Here is a 15,602-nt window from a genome sequence, read left to right on the forward strand (position 1 = left end):
GGCGTCCGATAAGGTCACCCGGGCCGAGCTGGACCGAATGGTCCGATTCACCTGACTACGCCCGGGTATCGTACGCACATCCCGCCTCACCACCCCACGACGAGGTGCCTGTGCTCCGGCCGCTGATCGCCCTGCTCGCCGCCATCGCCGCCACCCTGGTGATCGGCTGGATCGTCGACCAGGTGCTCCAGCGCGTCGCCGCGAGCCACCCGGACGCCGCGGTCTGGCCGCTGCTGCGCCGCTGCCGCGTCCCCCTGCAGCTCGTCGTCGTGTCGGCCCTGCTGCTCGCCGCCGCACCGCTGGAGCGGATCTTCCACCAGCAGGACGACACCCTGCACCACCTGGTGCTGCTGTTCCTGCTCGCCTCCGTCGGCTGGCTCGCCGTCCGGGTGGTGGCCGCCGTCCTGGAGGCGGTGCTCGCCCGGTACGAGACGGTGGCCGACGACCCCGCCCGGCTGCAGCGGGTGCAGACCCAGATCAGCATGCTCCGCCGGGTGGCCGACGCCCTGATCGTCGTGGTCACCGTCGCCGTGATGCTGCTGACCTTCTCCGCGATGCGCAGCATCGGGGCCGGTCTGCTCGCCTCCGCCGGCATCCTCGGCATCGTGGCCGGCATCGCGCTCCAGGGCACCCTGAGCAACTTCTTCGCGGGCCTGCAGATCGCCTTCGGCGACACCGTCCGGATCGGGGACACCGTGGTGGTCGACGGCCAGCAGGGCACCGTCGAGGAGATCACCCTCTCCTACCTGGTGATCCGGCTCTGGGACTACCGCCGCCTGGTCGTCCCGGTCTCGTACTTCGTCAACAAGCCCTTCGAGAACTGGACCCGCCGCGACCCCGGCCTGCTCGCGGTGGTGGTCCTGCACGTCGACCACACCACCCCGGTGGACCGGCTGCGCGCCGCCCTGTACGAGCGGCTGGAGCGCAACCCGCGCTGGGACGGCACCGAATGGGCCCTGCACGCCACCGACACCACCCCGAGCACCCTGGTGGTCCGTGCCACCATGACCGCCCGCACCCCCGACGACGCCGCGCTGCTGCGCTTCGACATCCGCGAGCAGCTGGTCGCCTACCTGCGCGACGAGCACCCGGGCGCGCTCCCCCGCCTGCGGACGGAGGAGCACCCGGGACCGGCCTAGGACGCGTCCCGGAGGACCCGGGTCATGGTCCGGTGCGGGATCCCGGCATCGTCGTAGACCGGGCCCTCGGCCGTGTAGCCGAGCCGCTCGTAGAAGCCCAGCGCCTGCACCTGCGCGTGCAGCTCGACCTCGCGGGCGCCCCGCCCGCGGCCGGCCGCCTCCACCGCGCGGACCAGCTCGGCGCCCAGCCCGGTGCCGCGCGCCGCCTTCACCACCGCGAGCCGGCCGAGCAGCACCCGCCCCGCCGTCCCGCCGGTCAGGGCGAGCGCCTGCGGGCCGTGGATCAGCCGGGCGGTACCGAGCGGCTCGCCGGCCGGGCCGACCGCCAGCAGGTGCTCGGAGGTCGCGTCGAGGTCGTCGTACTCCAGCTCCTCCGGCACGCCCTGCTCGGCGATGAACACCTCGTGCCGGACACCCCGCACCAGCGCCAGGTCGCCCTCGCCCTCGGCCACCCGGATCCGCACCGCGAACGCGCTCATCTCAGCTCTCCGAGGCGATGACGTCAAGGGCCTTGCGCAGGTCCTCCGGGTACTCGCTGGAGAACTGCACCCACTCGCCGTCGGACGGGTGCTCGAAGCCGAGCGAGACCGCGTGCAGCCACTGCCGGGTCAGCCCGAGCCGCTTGGCCAGCGTCGGGTCGGCGCCGTAGGTGAGGTCACCGACGCAGGGGTGGCGCAGCGCCGACATGTGGACCCGGATCTGGTGGGTGCGGCCGGTCTCCAGCTTGATGTCCAGCAGCGAGGCGGCCCGGTAGGCCTCGATCAGGTCGTAGTGGGTGACGGAGGGCTTGCCCTCGCGGGTGACCGCCCACTTCCAGTCGGAGCTGGGGTGGCGCCCGATCGGCGCGTCCACGGTGCCGCTCATCGGGTCCGGGTGGCCCTGGACCAGCGTGTGGTACTTCTTCTCGGTCACCCGGTCGTGGAACTGCCGCTTGAGGTCGGTGTAGGCGCGCTCGGACTTGGCGACCACCATCAGCCCGGAGGTGCCCACGTCGAGCCGGTGCACGACGCCCTGGCGCTCGGCCGCGCCCGAGGTGGAGATCCGGTAGCCGGCGGCGGCCAGGCCGCCGATCACGGTCGGGCCGGTCCAGCCGGGGCTGGGGTGGGCGGCGACGCCGACCGGCTTGTCGACGAGCACGATGTCCTCGTCGTCGTGGACGATGCGCATGCCCTCGACGTGCTCGGCGACGATCCGCACGGGAGCGGCGGGGGCCGGGATCTCGACCTCCAGCCAGGAGCCGGCGGTGACCCGGTCCGACTTTCCGGCCAGGGCGCCGTCGAGCGTCACCTTGCCGTCGGCGGCCAACTCGGCGGCCTTCGTCCGGGAGAAGCCGAACATCCGGGCGAGGGCGGCGTCGAGACGCTCGCCCTCAAGGCCGTCGGGTACGGGGAGGCTGCGGATCTGCGCTGCGGTACTCACCCGTACGAGTATGCCGGACGCCGGAGCCGCCCCTTACGCGGTCGGACCGGGCCGGTCCCGGTCCGCGTCACCCGCGCCGGCCTCGTCCTTGCCGCTCGCGCCCTTGTCGGCCGGCTGGTGGACGGTGCCGTCCGGGTTGCTGCCGCGGAAGGAGAGCAGCACCACCAGGATGCCGCCGCAGACGATCGCCGAGTCGGCGAGGTTGAAGACCGCGAAGTGCTGGACGGAGATGAAGTCCACGACGTGGCCGCGGAACGCGCTCGGCGAGCGGAACAGCCGGTCGGTCAGGTTGCCCAGCGCCCCGCCGAGCAGCAGCCCGAGCGCGATCGCCCACGGGAGGCTGTACAGCCGGCGGGCGATCCGCCAGATGACCACGATCACCGAGGCCGCGATCACGGTGAAGACGATGGTCAGCGCCTGCCCCATGCCGAAGGCGGCGCCGGAGTTGCGGATCACCTGGAAGGTCACCACGTCGCCGATCACCTTGATCGCCGCGTGGTTCTCCAGCCGGGCGACCACCAGCAGCTTGGTCCCCAGGTCGATCAGGAAGGCGACCAGCGCGACGCCCAGCAGGACACCGATCCGCCGCCGCCCCTTGGGCGCCTCCGGCTCCACCGGAGCGGTCACCTCGCCGGGCTCGGCCACGGCCTCCTCCAGGGCTACGGCGGGGGTCGGGACGGACTCGTCCCGCGTCTGGGGGGAACCTTGCGTACTGATGATCCGCTCCGGTGCCGATGAGGGTCCCCCGGGGCCGAAGGTCGGGGGAGAGTGGGCCGGTGGTCGCCGGCCTCGACGAGTCAGGCGACGTTACGGGGTCGAGCGTACGGCAAGCCCGACCCCCCGCGTCGCCCCGGTCAGCGGCGTTCCTGCTTGGCCTTGCACTGGACGCAGAGCGTCGCCCGGGGGAAGGCCTGCATCCGGGCCTTGCCGATGGCCTGGCCGCAGGACTCACAGGTCCCGAAGCCGACGCCCTCCAGCCGGCCGAGCGCCCGCTCGACCTGGGCGAGGCTGTCCCGGGCGTTGTTGGCCAGCGCGAGCTCGCTCTCCCGGGAGATGTTCTTCGTACCGGCGTCCACCTGGTCGTCGCCGGCGCCGTCGTTGGAGTCGCGCATCAGCCCGGTGATGGCGGCCTCGGCGGCCTCGATCTCGTTCTGCAGCCGGTCCAGCTCGGTGATCAGCTCGGCGTGCAGCTCGTGCACCTCCTCCGAGGTCCACGCGTCCTCACCCGGACGGACGGGCAGCTCGGCCGGGTCCACCGACTCGGCGCCGCCGCGGGCCGCGACCGCGGCGGCGGCCGGGACGCGGGTGCGGCCGGGGGCCACGAGCGCGGAATCGTTGCTGGTCTTGTGCCGTGCGGTAGTGGTCACGGTCCCCTCCCCTGGTTCGCCTGCCACAGCCTTGCGAGCCCGCTTGGTGACGGTACCCGCGCCGGTTGCCTCATCAGCCATGGCTTCGACCCCATCTACGAACGAATCGAGCCGCCGGTTCCCGGCGGCCTCCAGTGCCGGAACGATAATCCCCATCAAAACCGGTCACAACATGACATACCGACGCCTCACAATGATCCCACCCAGGCAGCCGTCACAGCCGCCCCGCCCCGCGCGCTGACCAGAGTTGTGCCCAGAACACCCCCGCCTAACCGCCTCCGCGCGCCGTCGCGGCGGCGGCGAAACCGACTTGCGACTGCCGATAGACTGGGCCCGCAAGGCGCAGATGGGACGAGTACCGACGTACGCAGCCACCAGCGACCCGGGGACGGTGCGAGCCCGGGGGTGTGCACGGCGGGAAGATCACCCCGGAGCCGCCGGAAGAACGGCAGCCAGGCACGGCCCGGCAGCCCGGTAGACCCGGCAGCAAGACCAAACAAGAGGGTCGCAGCGGCACCGCGGCCAAGGAGGGTGGTACCGCGGGGCGGCAGGCCGCCTCGTCCCTCCGTCGGATCCAGCCCATATCCGTCGGAGGTTTGACACCCGCGATGACCACCTACAACGCCGTCCCCGCGCAGGTCGACCTGCCTGCCCTCGAACACCGGATCCTGTCCTTCTGGCAGGACAACAAGATCTTCCAGCGCAGCCTGGAGCAGTCCGAGGGCCGCCCCGAGTGGGTCTTCTACGAGGGCCCGCCGACCGCCAACGGCATGCCCGGCGCCCACCACATCGAGGCCCGCGTCTTCAAGGACGTCTTCCCCCGGTACCGCACCATGAAGGGCTACCACGTCGCCCGCAAGGCCGGCTGGGACTGCCACGGCCTCCCGGTCGAGCTCGCCGTCGAGAAGGAGCTGGGCTTCTCCGGCAAGCAGGACATCGAGGCGTACGGCATCGCCGAGTTCAACGCCAAGTGCCGCGAGTCGGTGACCCGCCACACCGACGCCTTCACCGAGCTGACCAGCCGGATGGGCTACTGGGTCGACCTCGACGACGCCTACCGGACGATGGACCCGTCCTACGTCCAGTCGGTCTGGTGGTCGCTCAAGCAGATCTTCGACAAGGGCCTGCTGGTCCAGGACCACCGGGTCGCCCCCTGGTGCCCGCGCTGCGGCACCGGGCTGTCCGACCACGAGCTGGCCCAGGGCTACGAGACCGTCGTCGACCCCTCGGTCTTCGTCCGCTTCCCGCTCACCTCGGGCCCGCTGGCTGGCGGGGCCGCGCTGCTGGTCTGGACGACCACCCCGTGGACCCTGGTCTCCAACACCGCCGCCGCCGTCCACCCCGAGGTCACCTACGTGGTGGCCACCGACGGCACCGAGCGGCTGGTCGTCGCGGAGCCGCTGCTGGCCAAGGCGCTCGGCGAGGGCTGGGAGGCCACCGGCGAGTCGTTCACCGGCGCCGAGATGGAGCGCTGGGCGTACCGCCGCCCCTTCGACCTGGTCGAGATCGAGGACGCGCACTACGTCCTCAACGCCGACTACGTCACCACCGAGGACGGCACCGGTGTCGTCCACCAGTCCCCCGCCTTCGGCGCGGAGGACCTCGCGACCTGCCGCCGCTACGGCCTGCCGGTGGTCAACCCGGTGCTCGCCGACGGCACCTTCGCCCCCGAGGTCCCGCTGGTCGGCGGCCAGTTCTTCAAGAAGGCCGACGAGGCCCTGGTCGCGGACCTCAAGGAGCGCGGCCTGCTCTTCCGCCACCTGCCGTACGAGCACAGCTACCCGCACTGCTGGCGCTGCCACACCGCGCTGCTCTACTACGCGCAGCCGTCCTGGTACATCCGGACCACCGCCGTCAAGGACGCGATGATCCGCGAGAACGAGGCCACCAACTGGTACCCGGAGACGGTCAAGCACGGCCGCTTCGGCGACTGGCTGAACAACAACATCGACTGGGCCCTCAGCCGCAACCGCTACTGGGGCACCCCGCTGCCGATCTGGCGCTGCGAGGAGAACCACCTCACCTGCGTCGGTTCGCTGGCCGAGCTCTCCGAGCTCACCGGCACCGACCAGAGCGCCCTCGACCCGCACCGCCCGTACATCGACGACGTCACCTTCGCCTGCCGCGAGTGCTCCGGCACCGCCACCCGGGTGCCCGAGGTGATCGACGCCTGGTACGACTCCGGCTCGATGCCCTTCGCCCAGTACGGCTACCCGCACCAGAACAAGGAGCTGTTCGAGAAGCGCTACCCGGCGCAGTTCATCTCCGAGGCGATCGACCAGACCCGCGGCTGGTTCTACACGCTGATGGCCGTCGGCACCCTGGTGTTCGACAAGAGCAGCTACGAGAACGTCGTCTGCCTGGGCCACATCCTGGCCGAGGACGGCCGCAAGATGTCCAAGCACCTGGGCAACACCCTGGACCCGATCCCGCTGATGGACCAGCACGGCGCGGACGCGGTCCGCTGGTTCATGGCGGCCGGCGGTTCGCCCTGGTCGGCCCGCCGGGTCGGCCACGGCACCATCCAGGAGGTGGTCCGCAAGACCCTCCTCACCTACTGGAACACCGTCGCCTTCCAGGCCCTGTACGCCCGCACCGCCGGCTGGGCGCCGTCCGCGAGCGACCCTGCCCCGGCGCTGCGCCCGCAGCTGGACCGCTGGGTGCTCTCCGAGCTGAACACCCTGGTCCGCGAGGTGGACGCGGCCTTCGAGGCCTACGACACCCAGCGCGCCGGCAAGCTGCTCTCCGGCTTCGTCGACGACCTCTCCAACTGGTACGTGCGCCGCGGCCGCCGCCGCTTCTGGCAGGGTGACGCCGCCGCGCTCGCCACCCTGCACGAGGCGCTGGAGACGGTCACCCGGCTGATGGCCCCGCTCACCCCGTTCATCGCCGAGCGGGTGTGGCAGGACCTCGTCGTCCCGGTGGTCCCGGACGCCCCGGCCTCGATCCACCTGGCCACCTGGCCGGAGGCGGACGAGGCGCTGATCGACGCCGACCTCTCCCGGCACATGACCCTGGTGCGCCGGCTGGTCGAGCTGGGCCGGGCCACCCGCGCCGAGTCCGGCGTGAAGACCCGTCAGCCGCTCTCCCGCGCGCTGATCGCCGCCCAGGGCTGGGAGGAGCTGCCGGCCGATCTGCGCGCGCAGATCGCCGAGGAGCTCAACGTCTCCGCCCTGGAGTCGCTGGCGGAGGTCGGCGGCTCGCTGGTCGACACCACCGCCAAGGCCAACTTCCGCGCGCTGGGCAAGCGGTTCGGCAAGGGCGTCCAGGACGTGGCCAAGGCGGTCGCCGCCGCCGACGCCGCGCAGCTCGCCGCCGAGCTCCGGGCGACCGGCAGCACCGGTGTGGAGCTGAACGGCGAGCGGATCGAGCTGGGCCCCGACGAGGTGATCATCACCGAGACCCCGCGCGAGGGCTGGGCGGTCGCCAACGAGTCCGGCGCCACCGTGGCGCTCGACCTGGCCATCAGCCCCGAGCTCAAGCGGCTCGGCATCGCCCGTGACGCGATCCGCCAGATCCAGGAGGCCCGGAAGAACTCCGGTCTGGAGGTCTCCGACCGGATCGTGCTGCGCTGGCGGGCGGCCGACGAGGAGACCGCCGAGGCGATCGCCGAGCACGGCCCGCTGGTCGCCGAGGAGGTCCTGGCCACCGACTTCACGGCCGGCGCCGCCGACTGGGAGTCCGAGACCTTCTCGGACGAGGGCCTCGGCCTCGCCTTCCAGCTCCGCAAGGCCTGATCCTCGGAGCCCGATCCGTCGGGCCCGGTCCACCGGCCCGACCGGACACCCCGAAGCCGCCGCCACCCCACCCGGGTGGCGGCGGCTTCGCCGTTGCCCGGAGCCCCGCCGCGACTCCCGGTCCGGTCCCGCTCCGGTCACCCGCGAGGGTCCGGGCACGCACGAGGGCGCCCCCGTCATGACCCGGAAGTCACGGCAGGGGCGCCCTCGAAATGCCTGGCTACAACCTCAGTTGTCGCCGTCCTCGTCGATCAGGAACCCGCGCATCGGCGCCGGCGCCTGCTGCATCGGCTGCGGCGGCTGCGGACGGACGGCCGCCATCGGCTGCGTCATCCCGGCCGGCTGCATCTGCGGGGCACCGGAGTTGCCGCCGGACTGCCCGCCGAAGCTCGGCGCACCGTTGTTGCCGCCGAAGGAGCTCTGGCCACCGAACGAGGGCTGGTTCCCGCCGAAGGACGGCTGGTTGCCCCCGAAGCTCGGAGCGCCCCCGCTCATCGCGGACGCACCGGCCGGAGCCATCGACGACGCGGCCGGCGGCAGCGAGGCGGTGGCCGGGATGCGCGGCGGGGCGAGCGAGTCGTCCGCCTGCGACTCCAGCTGGCGCAGCTGGGTCTCCAGGTAGGACTTCAGACGCGTGCGGTACTCACGCTCGAACGCCCGCAGGTCCTCGACCTTGCGCTCCAGCGTGGCGCGCGCGGACTCCAGCGAGCCCATCGCGACGCGGTGCTTCTCCTGCGCGTCCCGCTCCAGGGCGTCAGCCTTGGCACGGGCGTCCCGCTCCAGGCCCTCGGCCCGGCTGCGCGCCTCGCCGACGATCTTGTTGGCCTCGGAACGGGCCTCCGAGATCGCCTGGTCGGCGGTCTGCTGGGCGAGCGCCAGCACGCGGGCCGCGCTGTCGCCACCGGGGCCCTGCTGCGGCTGCTGCTGCTGCATCGGAGCGCCGAGCGGGCCGCCCATCTGCTGCGGCTGACCCATCGGGCCGCCCATCTGCTGCATCTGCTGCTGGCCCATGCCCTGGCCCATCGGGTTGCCCATCTGCTGCGGGCCACCGGGACCGCCCATGGGCTGGAGCATCTGACCGCCCATCGGCTGCACCAGCTGCTGCTGGCCGCCCATGGTCTGGTTCATCTGCTGCTGCGGGCCGCCCATCGGGCCGCCCTGACCGGCGGGGAGCTGCGGGGCACCGGACGGCAGGCCGAGGGGCTGGTTACCCATCTGCTGCTGCTGCGGGCCGCCCATCTGCTGCGGGCCACCGGGGCCGCCCATCTGCTGCGGACCGGGGCCCTGCTGCTGCCCGGGGACCGGCGGGCCGGATATGGCGGCCGGCACCGGGGCGCCGGGACGCGAGTCCTGCGGCGGCTCCTTGCGCATGTTGGCCTGGTTCTGCGCGGCGGCACGGGTCGCGGCGGCCAGCTTGGCGCGCAGGTCCTCGTTCTCGCGGAGAAGTCGGGTCAGCTCCGCCTCGACCTCGTCGAGGAAGGCATCGACCTCGTCCTCGTCATAGCCTTCGCGCAGGCGGACGGTCGTGAACTGCTTGTTCCGAACGTCCTCGGGGGTCAATGGCATCTCTTCACCTCAACGTGATCGTCGGCACACCGGCATCCTGTCGCATCGCTCACCTACGACTAGGGCCGCACAAGCGAGATCAGGACATACACAATGATCATCAGTACGAAGAAGGACAGGTCGAGCGCCACGCCCCCGAGACGCAACGGCGGAATGAACCGCCGAAGAAGCTTGAGCGGCGGATCCGTGACAGTGTACGTGGCCTCCAGGACCAGGACCATGGCCTTGCCGGGCCGCCACGAACGTGCGAACTGGAAGACCCAGTCCATCACCAGCCGCACAAGCAGAAACACCAGGAAGACGGTCAGCGCGTAGTAGAGCACCGCCCACACGATCCCCATCGCGCTTCCCTCTCCCCGGTTCTCGGCCCTTCGGCCGTGCCGCCTGTCACTTACTCACTGTCGATCAGATCCACACGTAAAGTCGTGGCCGGGTCAGCTCTGGTTGAAGAACCCACCCTCGGCGATCCGAGCCTTGTCCTCCGCCGTGACATCGACGTTAGCAGGCGACAGCAGGAACACCTTCTGTGTCACGCGCTCGATACTGCCGTGCAGACCGAAGACGAGTCCAGCGGCGAAGTCTACGAGCCGCTTGGCATCGGTGTCGTCCATCTCGGTCAAATTCATGATCACCGGGGTGCCGCCGCGGAACTGTTCCCCGATCGTACGGGCCTCGTTGTAGGTCCGGGGGTGCAGCGTGGTGATGCGGTAGGGCTCTCGTTCGTTCACTACCTTGGGCATGATCACCGGGGCGCTCTTCTCCAGGTTGTGGCGGCGTTCGGGTGTGATGGACGACACTGGGGCCATCCTCGGGGTCTCCTGGCGGATCGGGACCGCGGCCGGCACCGGCTGCGGCGTGATCGAGGAGACCGGGGCGGGTGCCGCGGCGGGCCGGGGGATGTCCTCCGTCCGCCCCGTTCGGATCGGCTCGGGGTCCGCGTCGTAGTCGTCGTCGGGGTCGTAACCCTGGCCGTCGTACGTCTCGTCCTCCACGAGGCCGAGGTAGACCGCCATCTTGCGCATTGCGCCGGCCATGCTCCTGTCTCCTCCGCTCATGCCCACCTCGCCGCGCTCGGTGGTCGCTTCGCGAACGCGCGCCTCTCGATGGCCGCTCGCCCTGCTCGCTCCGTGGTGGACCGACTCCGTACCGACGGCCGGACCGGGGGCCCCGCCTGCGGATTCCGCGGTCCGCCCACGACGAGCCGTCGGGCCGACGGCCGGTCAGAACTCGTGGGTGGGTGCCGCGGAGCTGCGATCCACGGTTCGCTAGCGCTCTGGAAAGCTGCTAGTTTCTGTCCTATTTTGTCCTGCAGTCTGATCTACTACCCGGTGACGTTACCTGAGGGGTGACCGCACTCCGAGTACCGCCGTTCCGACGCGCACATGTGTCGCCCCGGCGGCGACGGCCTGCTCAAGGTCACCGCTCATTCCCGCGGAAACCATGGTGGCAGCAGGATGGGCCGTCCGTACGGCGGTTGCGATTTCCGCCAACCGCTCGAAGGCCCTGGCCGGGTCCCCGGCCAGCGGCCCGGACAGTGGAGCGACGGTCATCACACCGTCCAGTCGCAGCCCGGGCGCGTCGGCGATCGCGTCGGCCAGTGCCCCGACCTGCGCCGGGGAGACCCCGGCGCGGCCCTCGCCCTCGCCGTCCTCCTTCTCCAGCGCGACCTGCACCAGGCAGCCGAGCTCGGGCCGCTCGGCCTTGAGCACCGCCGCGGAGAGCGACTCGACCAGCCGCGGGCGGTCCACCGAGTGCACGTGGTTCGCGTAGCGGACCACCGAGCGGACCTTGTTGGTCTGCAGCTGGCCGACGAAGTGCCAGTCCAGCGGAAGGTTTCTGCACTGCTCCGCCTTGGGCGCCGCGTCCTGGTCACGGTTCTCCGCGACATCGGTGACGCCCAGGGCCGCCAGCAGCGCGCTGTCCTGTGCCGGGTAGGTCTTGGTGACGACCACCAGCCTCACCTCGTCACGCGCCCGCCCCGCGGCGGTGCAGGCGTCGGCGATCCGGCGCTCGACCACGTCGAGGTTGAGCCCGAGTTCCTCGTAGCGGGCCCGTTGGCCCTCCGTCAGGGCCGCCAGGAATTCGGCACCGCCCGGGAACGGTCCGTAGATGTCGTTCGTCATGAGTGATCAGAGCCCAACCAGACGTAGCTCGCGAGCCGGCCTGTGCGCTGCTCGCGGCGATAGGAGTAGTGATCGGCGGATTCGAGGGTGCAGACCGATGATCGCACCAACTCGGTGACCCCCGCAGCGGCCAGCTGGGCCGCCACTCCCTCCGCGACGTCCAGGGCCGGGGTGCCCCAGGAGGTCTCGGCGTGCGCGGCCGGCACCAGCTCGGCCACCTCGGCACGCATCCGGGCCGGCACCTCGTAACAGCGACCGCAGACCGCGGGCCCGGTCGCGGCGGTGATCCGCCCCGGCTCGGCCCCCAGCTCCACCATCGCCCGGACCACCGCCGGCACCACCCCGGCCGCGAGGCCGGGCCGGCCCGCGTGGGCCGCGCCCACCACGCCCGCCACCGGATCGGCCAGCAGCACCGGCGTGCAGTCCGCGGTCAGCACCGCCAGCGCCAGCGGCCGGTCGGTGACCACCGCGTCGACGGTCGGCGCCTCCCCGTCGGGCTGGCGCCGCGTCACCACCGCCACGTCCGCGCCGTGGACCTGGTTCATCCAGACCACGTCCGCCGGGTCGAGGCCCAGCGCACCGGCCGCGATCGCGCGGTTGCGCCGCACGGCGGCCGGGTCGTCCCCCACCGCGCCGCCGAGGTTCAGCTCCCCGTACGGCGAAGTGCTCACCCCGCCCCACCGGTCGGTGAAGGCGAAGTGAGCACCGTTGCGTACCGCGTGATCGACCACTGCTTACTTCAGGAAGTCCGGCACGTCGAGCTCCTCGGCGGGGCTCTCCACGTACGGCTGGCGGACCGGCTGCACCTGCGGCGGCACCGGAGCCGCGGTCGCGGTGGCCGGGCTCTCCGCCGAACGCGCCGGGGACTCGCCCTCCGACCGGGCCGTGACCGAGCCGATGCTCCCGTACGAGGGCCGGCCGGCCGGACGCTCGGGGGCGGCCGCGGGCTGCGGCGTGGTCGAGGTGGCCTTGACCACCGGGTCACGGACGATCGCCGGCGGCTGCCCGCCGTCGAAGCCGGCCGCGATCACGGTGACCCGCACCTCGTCGCCGAGCGCGTCGTCGATGACCGCACCGAAGATGATGTTGGCCTCGGGGTGCGCGGCCTCGCTGACCAGCTGGGCGGACTCGTTGATCTCGAACAGACCGAGGTCGGAGCCACCGGAGATGGAGAGCAGCACGCCGCGGGCGCCGTCGATCGAGGCCTCCAGCAGCGGCGAGGAGATCGCCATCACGGCGGCCGCCTTGGCGCGGTCCTCGCCCCGGGCCGACCCGATGCCCATGAGCGCCGAACCGGCCTCCGACATGACGGACTTGACGTCGGCGAAGTCCAGGTTGATCAGACCGGGGGTGGTGATCAGGTCGGTGATGCCCTGGACGCCCGAGAGCAGCACCTGGTCGGCGGAGCGGAACGCGTCCAGCACGCTGACCTGGCGGTCCGAGATGGACAGCAGTCGGTCGTTGGGAATCACGATGAGGGTGTCGACCTCTTCGCGCAGGCCGGCGATGCCGTCCTCGGCCTGGTTGGCGCGACGGCGGCCCTCGAAGGTGAAGGGGCGGGTGACCACGCCGATGGTCAGTGCGCCGAGCGAGCGGGCGATGTTGGCGACGACCGGCGCGCCGCCCGTGCCGGTACCACCACCCTCACCCGCGGTCACGAAGACCATGTCGGCCCCCTTGAGGACCTCCTCGATCTCCTCGCGGTGGTCCTCGGCGGCCTTGCGGCCGACCTCGGGGTTGGCGCCGGCGCCGAGGCCCCGGGTGAGTTCACGGCCCACATCGAGCTTGACGTCGGCGTCGCTCATCAGGAGGGCCTGCGCATCGGTGTTGATCGCGATGAACTCGACGCCCTTGAGACCGACCTCGATCATCCGGTTGATGGCGTTGACACCACCGCCGCCGATACCGACGACCTTGATGACTGCGAGGTAGTTCTGCGGTGCTGCCACGTCGAAGGCCTCTCGCCTCGAATTTCCGGGTCGGCCGGCCCCGGCGGGGTGCCGAACCGACGGATGTCGATGGGTAGGGAGCCTGGTTTCTGACTGAATGTCCGAAATGCCGACCGCCGACCCCAACCCTAAACTTGACCTTTAGGGTTAGTCCTGTGCCTCCGTCACATCACCAGGAAACACAGTCTGGTGACACAGGACACTAGGTGGCCCCGGGCACGTGTTTCAACGAACACGCCGAGCTTCCCTTTTTCTTTTGAGCCTATGTGATCATCAACCGGCTTATGAAACCGGGGTGACCACCAAGGGTCGGGCCGTCACCGAAAGGCGTCAACCCCTCCCCAGGGAGAGAACCTACCGGATCATCCCGACACCGCCGGCGCCTCCGGCGTACTGACGTCGAAGTTCGTACCCTTCTGACTCATCAGCGCCACCAGGACCCGGGCTTTTCGATCGATCTGCTCCGGACTCCCCCAACGCACCGTCGCACCCCCGCTGAGCTGCAGCTGGATGTCGTCGTAGGAGTGCACCAGCACCGCCCCGGCCCGCTGCCGGACCTCGGCCGGCAGGCCGGCGGCCACCGCCACCGCCCCCTGCACCAACTGCGGACGGGTGATCACGGAAGCGACGTCGTTCGCTTGCTGACTGAGCCGCAGTTCGACCACCGGTACTCCGGCCGGTGCGGCGTCCTCGGTGGCGAAGCTCACGCCGCTCGCATCCATCTGGGTGAATCTGCCGTCCTCGCCCTTGACGGCGGCGACCGCCGTACGCTGGGTGATCTTCACCCGCAGGGTGTGCGGCCAGCCCCGCCAGACCTCGGCCCGGGCCACCCTCGGGATCGCCTCCACCCGTCGGGTGGCGTCGTCGAGGTCCACCCGGGCCAGCGGGCCGGCGCCGACCGTCCCGATCGCCGCACGGACCTGGTCGACCGTCAGCTTGTCGTCCTGCACCCCCTGGACCGCGACGCTGCGCACGTCCAGCACCGAGGAGAGGAAGACCAGCCAGGCCAGGGCGCCGAACACCGCGACCCCGAGCGCGGCCAGCACCGCCACGCCCCGCCGGGAGAGCCGGAGCCGGGGCGCGTGCTCCTCGTCCCCGAACTCCACCTCCTCCTGCGGCTGCCCACCGCCGGCCCGGCGGCCGGGAGGTGCTCCCGGACCGCCGGCCGGCGGTGGAACGGCGCGGCGGCCGTCAGCCACGACGGCGGCCACCCCTGGCGGCCTCGATCGCCTCGTAGACCATGCCGACCAGCAGCTCGTCGGCGTCCCGGCGGCCGAACTCGGCGGCGGACCGGCTCATGTCCCAGAGCCGCTGCGGGTCGGTGAGCACCGGCAGCACGTTCTGCAGCACCCACTCCGGGGTCAGTTCCGCGTCGTCGACCAGCAGGCCGCCACCGGCCTTGACCATCGGCTGGGCGTTGAGCCGCTGCTCGCCGTTGCCGATCGGCAGCGGGACGAAGGCGGCCGGCAGACCGACCGCCGCCAGCTCGGCCACCGTCATGGCGCCGGCCCGGCAGAGCATCAGGTCGGCCGCGGCGTAGGCGAGGTCCATCCGGTCCACGTAGGGCACCGCGCGGTAGGGCGGCATCCCGGGGATGTCGTCCACCTGCGGCAGCTCGTTCTTCGGGCCGACGGCGTGCAGGATCTGCACGCCGTACTGCTGCAGCCGGGGCGCGATGGCGGTGACGGTCTCGTTGAGCCGCCGCGCGCCCTGCGAACCGCCGGAGACCAGCAGGGTGGGCAGCCGCTGGTCGAGACCGAAGTAGTGCCGCGCCTCGGGGCGGGCCGCGTTGCGGTCCAGGGTGGCGATGGTCCGGCGCAGCGGGATGCCGATGTACCGGGAGTCGCGCAGCTTGCTGTCCGGCGTGGAGACCGCGACGAAGTCGCTGTACCGGGCGCCGATCTTGTTGGCCAGGCCGGGCCGGGCGTTGGCCTCGTGGACCACGATCGGCACCCCGGCCCGCTTGGCGGCCAGGTAGGCCGGCATGGCCACGTAGCCGCCGAAGCCGACCACGGCGTCCGCGTTGACCCGCTCGATGATCTCCTGGGCGGCCCGGACGGTCCCGCGCAGCCGGCCCGGGACGGTGATCAGCTCGGGGGTGGGCTTGCGGGGCAGCGGAACGGCCGGGATCAGCTCCAGGTGGTACCCGCGCTCGGGTACCAGCCGGGTCTCCAGGCCGCGCTCGGTGCCCAGGGCGGTGATCCCGATGGACGGGTCGTGCCTGCGGAGGGCGTCCGCGAGGGCGAGGGCCGGCTCGATGTGACCGGCGGTCCCCCCGCCGGCGAGTACGACATGCACCGAA

The 15,602-nt window shown here is 71.7% G+C and carries 14 protein-coding genes; 2 read left to right on the top strand and 12 right to left on the bottom strand.

Annotated features, from left to right (window positions below):
* Positions 1 to 110 precede the first annotated feature (110 nt).
* A complete protein-coding gene (locus tag ACFXHB_RS11010) occupies positions 111 to 1,139 on the top strand; it encodes a mechanosensitive ion channel family protein (RefSeq protein ID WP_380573645.1) in 1,029 nt (342 codons plus the stop codon).
* Here the strand turns inward: ACFXHB_RS11010 and ACFXHB_RS11015 are convergent.
* The 4 genes from ACFXHB_RS11015 to ACFXHB_RS11030 form a co-directional block, all read right to left on the bottom strand.
* Positions 1,136 to 1,618 (bottom strand): GNAT family N-acetyltransferase, encoded by a 483-nt coding sequence (locus tag ACFXHB_RS11015; protein WP_380573646.1) that lies wholly within the window; start codon positions 1,616 to 1,618, stop codon positions 1,136 to 1,138. The genes ACFXHB_RS11010 and ACFXHB_RS11015 overlap by 4 nt on opposite strands.
* A gap of 1 nt (position 1,619) precedes the next feature.
* Complete coding sequence (locus ACFXHB_RS11020) at positions 1,620 to 2,558, bottom strand: RluA family pseudouridine synthase (protein WP_380573647.1); 939 nt, start codon at positions 2,556 to 2,558, stop codon at positions 1,620 to 1,622.
* A gap of 33 nt (positions 2,559 to 2,591) precedes the next feature.
* Positions 2,592 to 3,203, bottom strand: a complete 612-nt coding sequence (gene lspA / locus ACFXHB_RS11025) for a signal peptidase II (protein WP_380573648.1) — start codon at positions 3,201 to 3,203, stop codon at positions 2,592 to 2,594.
* A 209-nt stretch (positions 3,204 to 3,412) separates the two neighbouring features.
* Positions 3,413 to 3,925 carry a TraR/DksA family transcriptional regulator gene (locus tag ACFXHB_RS11030; protein ID WP_380573649.1) on the bottom strand — a complete coding sequence of 171 codons (513 nt, stop codon included), beginning with the start codon at positions 3,923 to 3,925 and terminating at the stop codon, positions 3,413 to 3,415.
* 608 nt (positions 3,926 to 4,533) lie between these two features.
* Here ACFXHB_RS11030 and ileS point away from each other — a divergent pair.
* Positions 4,534 to 7,662: an isoleucine--tRNA ligase gene (ileS, locus tag ACFXHB_RS11035; protein WP_380573650.1), complete on the top strand. Its 3,129-nt coding sequence runs from the start codon at positions 4,534 to 4,536 to the stop codon at positions 7,660 to 7,662.
* 228 nt (positions 7,663 to 7,890) lie between these two features.
* On the opposite strand, the gene ACFXHB_RS11040 is transcribed toward ileS, so the two are convergent.
* From ACFXHB_RS11040 to murG, 8 genes are all read right to left on the bottom strand, one after another.
* Positions 7,891 to 9,228: a DivIVA domain-containing protein gene (locus tag ACFXHB_RS11040; protein ID WP_380573651.1), complete on the bottom strand. Its 1,338-nt coding sequence runs from the start codon at positions 9,226 to 9,228 to the stop codon at positions 7,891 to 7,893.
* 59 nt (positions 9,229 to 9,287) lie between these two features.
* Entirely contained in the window at positions 9,288 to 9,569 is a 282-nt protein-coding gene (locus ACFXHB_RS11045; protein ID WP_148645520.1) for a YggT family protein, read from the bottom strand.
* Between the two features lie 93 nt (positions 9,570 to 9,662).
* Positions 9,663 to 10,262: a cell division protein SepF gene (locus tag ACFXHB_RS11050; protein ID WP_329487250.1), complete on the bottom strand. Its 600-nt coding sequence runs from the start codon at positions 10,260 to 10,262 to the stop codon at positions 9,663 to 9,665.
* A gap of 300 nt (positions 10,263 to 10,562) precedes the next feature.
* Complete coding sequence (locus tag ACFXHB_RS11055; protein WP_380573652.1) at positions 10,563 to 11,351, bottom strand: YggS family pyridoxal phosphate-dependent enzyme; 789 nt, start codon at positions 11,349 to 11,351, stop codon at positions 10,563 to 10,565.
* Entirely contained in the window at positions 11,348 to 12,082 is a 735-nt protein-coding gene (pgeF, locus tag ACFXHB_RS11060; RefSeq protein WP_380573653.1) for a peptidoglycan editing factor PgeF, read from the bottom strand. Before pgeF ends, ACFXHB_RS11055 begins: the two co-directional genes overlap by 4 nt.
* A 3-nt stretch (positions 12,083 to 12,085) precedes the next feature.
* Positions 12,086 to 13,300, bottom strand: coding sequence for a cell division protein FtsZ (ftsZ, locus tag ACFXHB_RS11065; protein WP_380573654.1), 1,215 nt, complete (start codon positions 13,298 to 13,300; stop codon positions 12,086 to 12,088).
* Positions 13,301 to 13,662: 362 nt separating this feature from the next.
* Entirely contained in the window at positions 13,663 to 14,499 is an 837-nt protein-coding gene (locus ACFXHB_RS11070; protein ID WP_380573656.1) for a cell division protein FtsQ/DivIB, read from the bottom strand.
* Positions 14,492 to 15,598: an undecaprenyldiphospho-muramoylpentapeptide beta-N-acetylglucosaminyltransferase gene (murG, locus tag ACFXHB_RS11075; protein WP_380573657.1), complete on the bottom strand. Its 1,107-nt coding sequence runs from the start codon at positions 15,596 to 15,598 to the stop codon at positions 14,492 to 14,494. The genes ACFXHB_RS11070 and murG overlap by 8 nt, the downstream gene beginning before the upstream one ends.
* Positions 15,599 to 15,602: the final 4 nt, after the last annotated feature.

Origin of the sequence: Kitasatospora sp. NPDC059327, assembly GCF_042752535.1 — a bacterium.
Taxonomy (GTDB): domain Bacteria; phylum Actinomycetota; class Actinomycetes; order Streptomycetales; family Streptomycetaceae; genus Kitasatospora.

Bases quoted from the DNA above. Each gene is read 5' to 3' on its own strand.
- ileS (WP_380573650.1), top strand. From the start codon at position 4,534: ATGACCACCTACAACGCCGTCCCCGCGCAGGTCGACCTGCCTGCCCTC.
- ACFXHB_RS11040 (WP_380573651.1), bottom strand. From the start codon at position 9,228: ATGCCATTGACCCCCGAGGACGTTCGGAACAAGCAGTTCACGACCGTC.
- ACFXHB_RS11050 (WP_329487250.1), bottom strand. From the start codon at position 10,262: ATGGCCGGCGCAATGCGCAAGATGGCGGTCTACCTCGGCCTCGTGGAG.
- ACFXHB_RS11015 (WP_380573646.1), bottom strand. From the start codon at position 1,618: ATGAGCGCGTTCGCGGTGCGGATCCGGGTGGCCGAGGGCGAGGGCGAC.
- ACFXHB_RS11055 (WP_380573652.1), bottom strand. From the start codon at position 11,351: ATGACGAACGACATCTACGGACCGTTCCCGGGCGGTGCCGAATTCCTG.
- ACFXHB_RS11045 (WP_148645520.1), bottom strand. From the start codon at position 9,569: ATGGGGATCGTGTGGGCGGTGCTCTACTACGCGCTGACCGTCTTCCTG.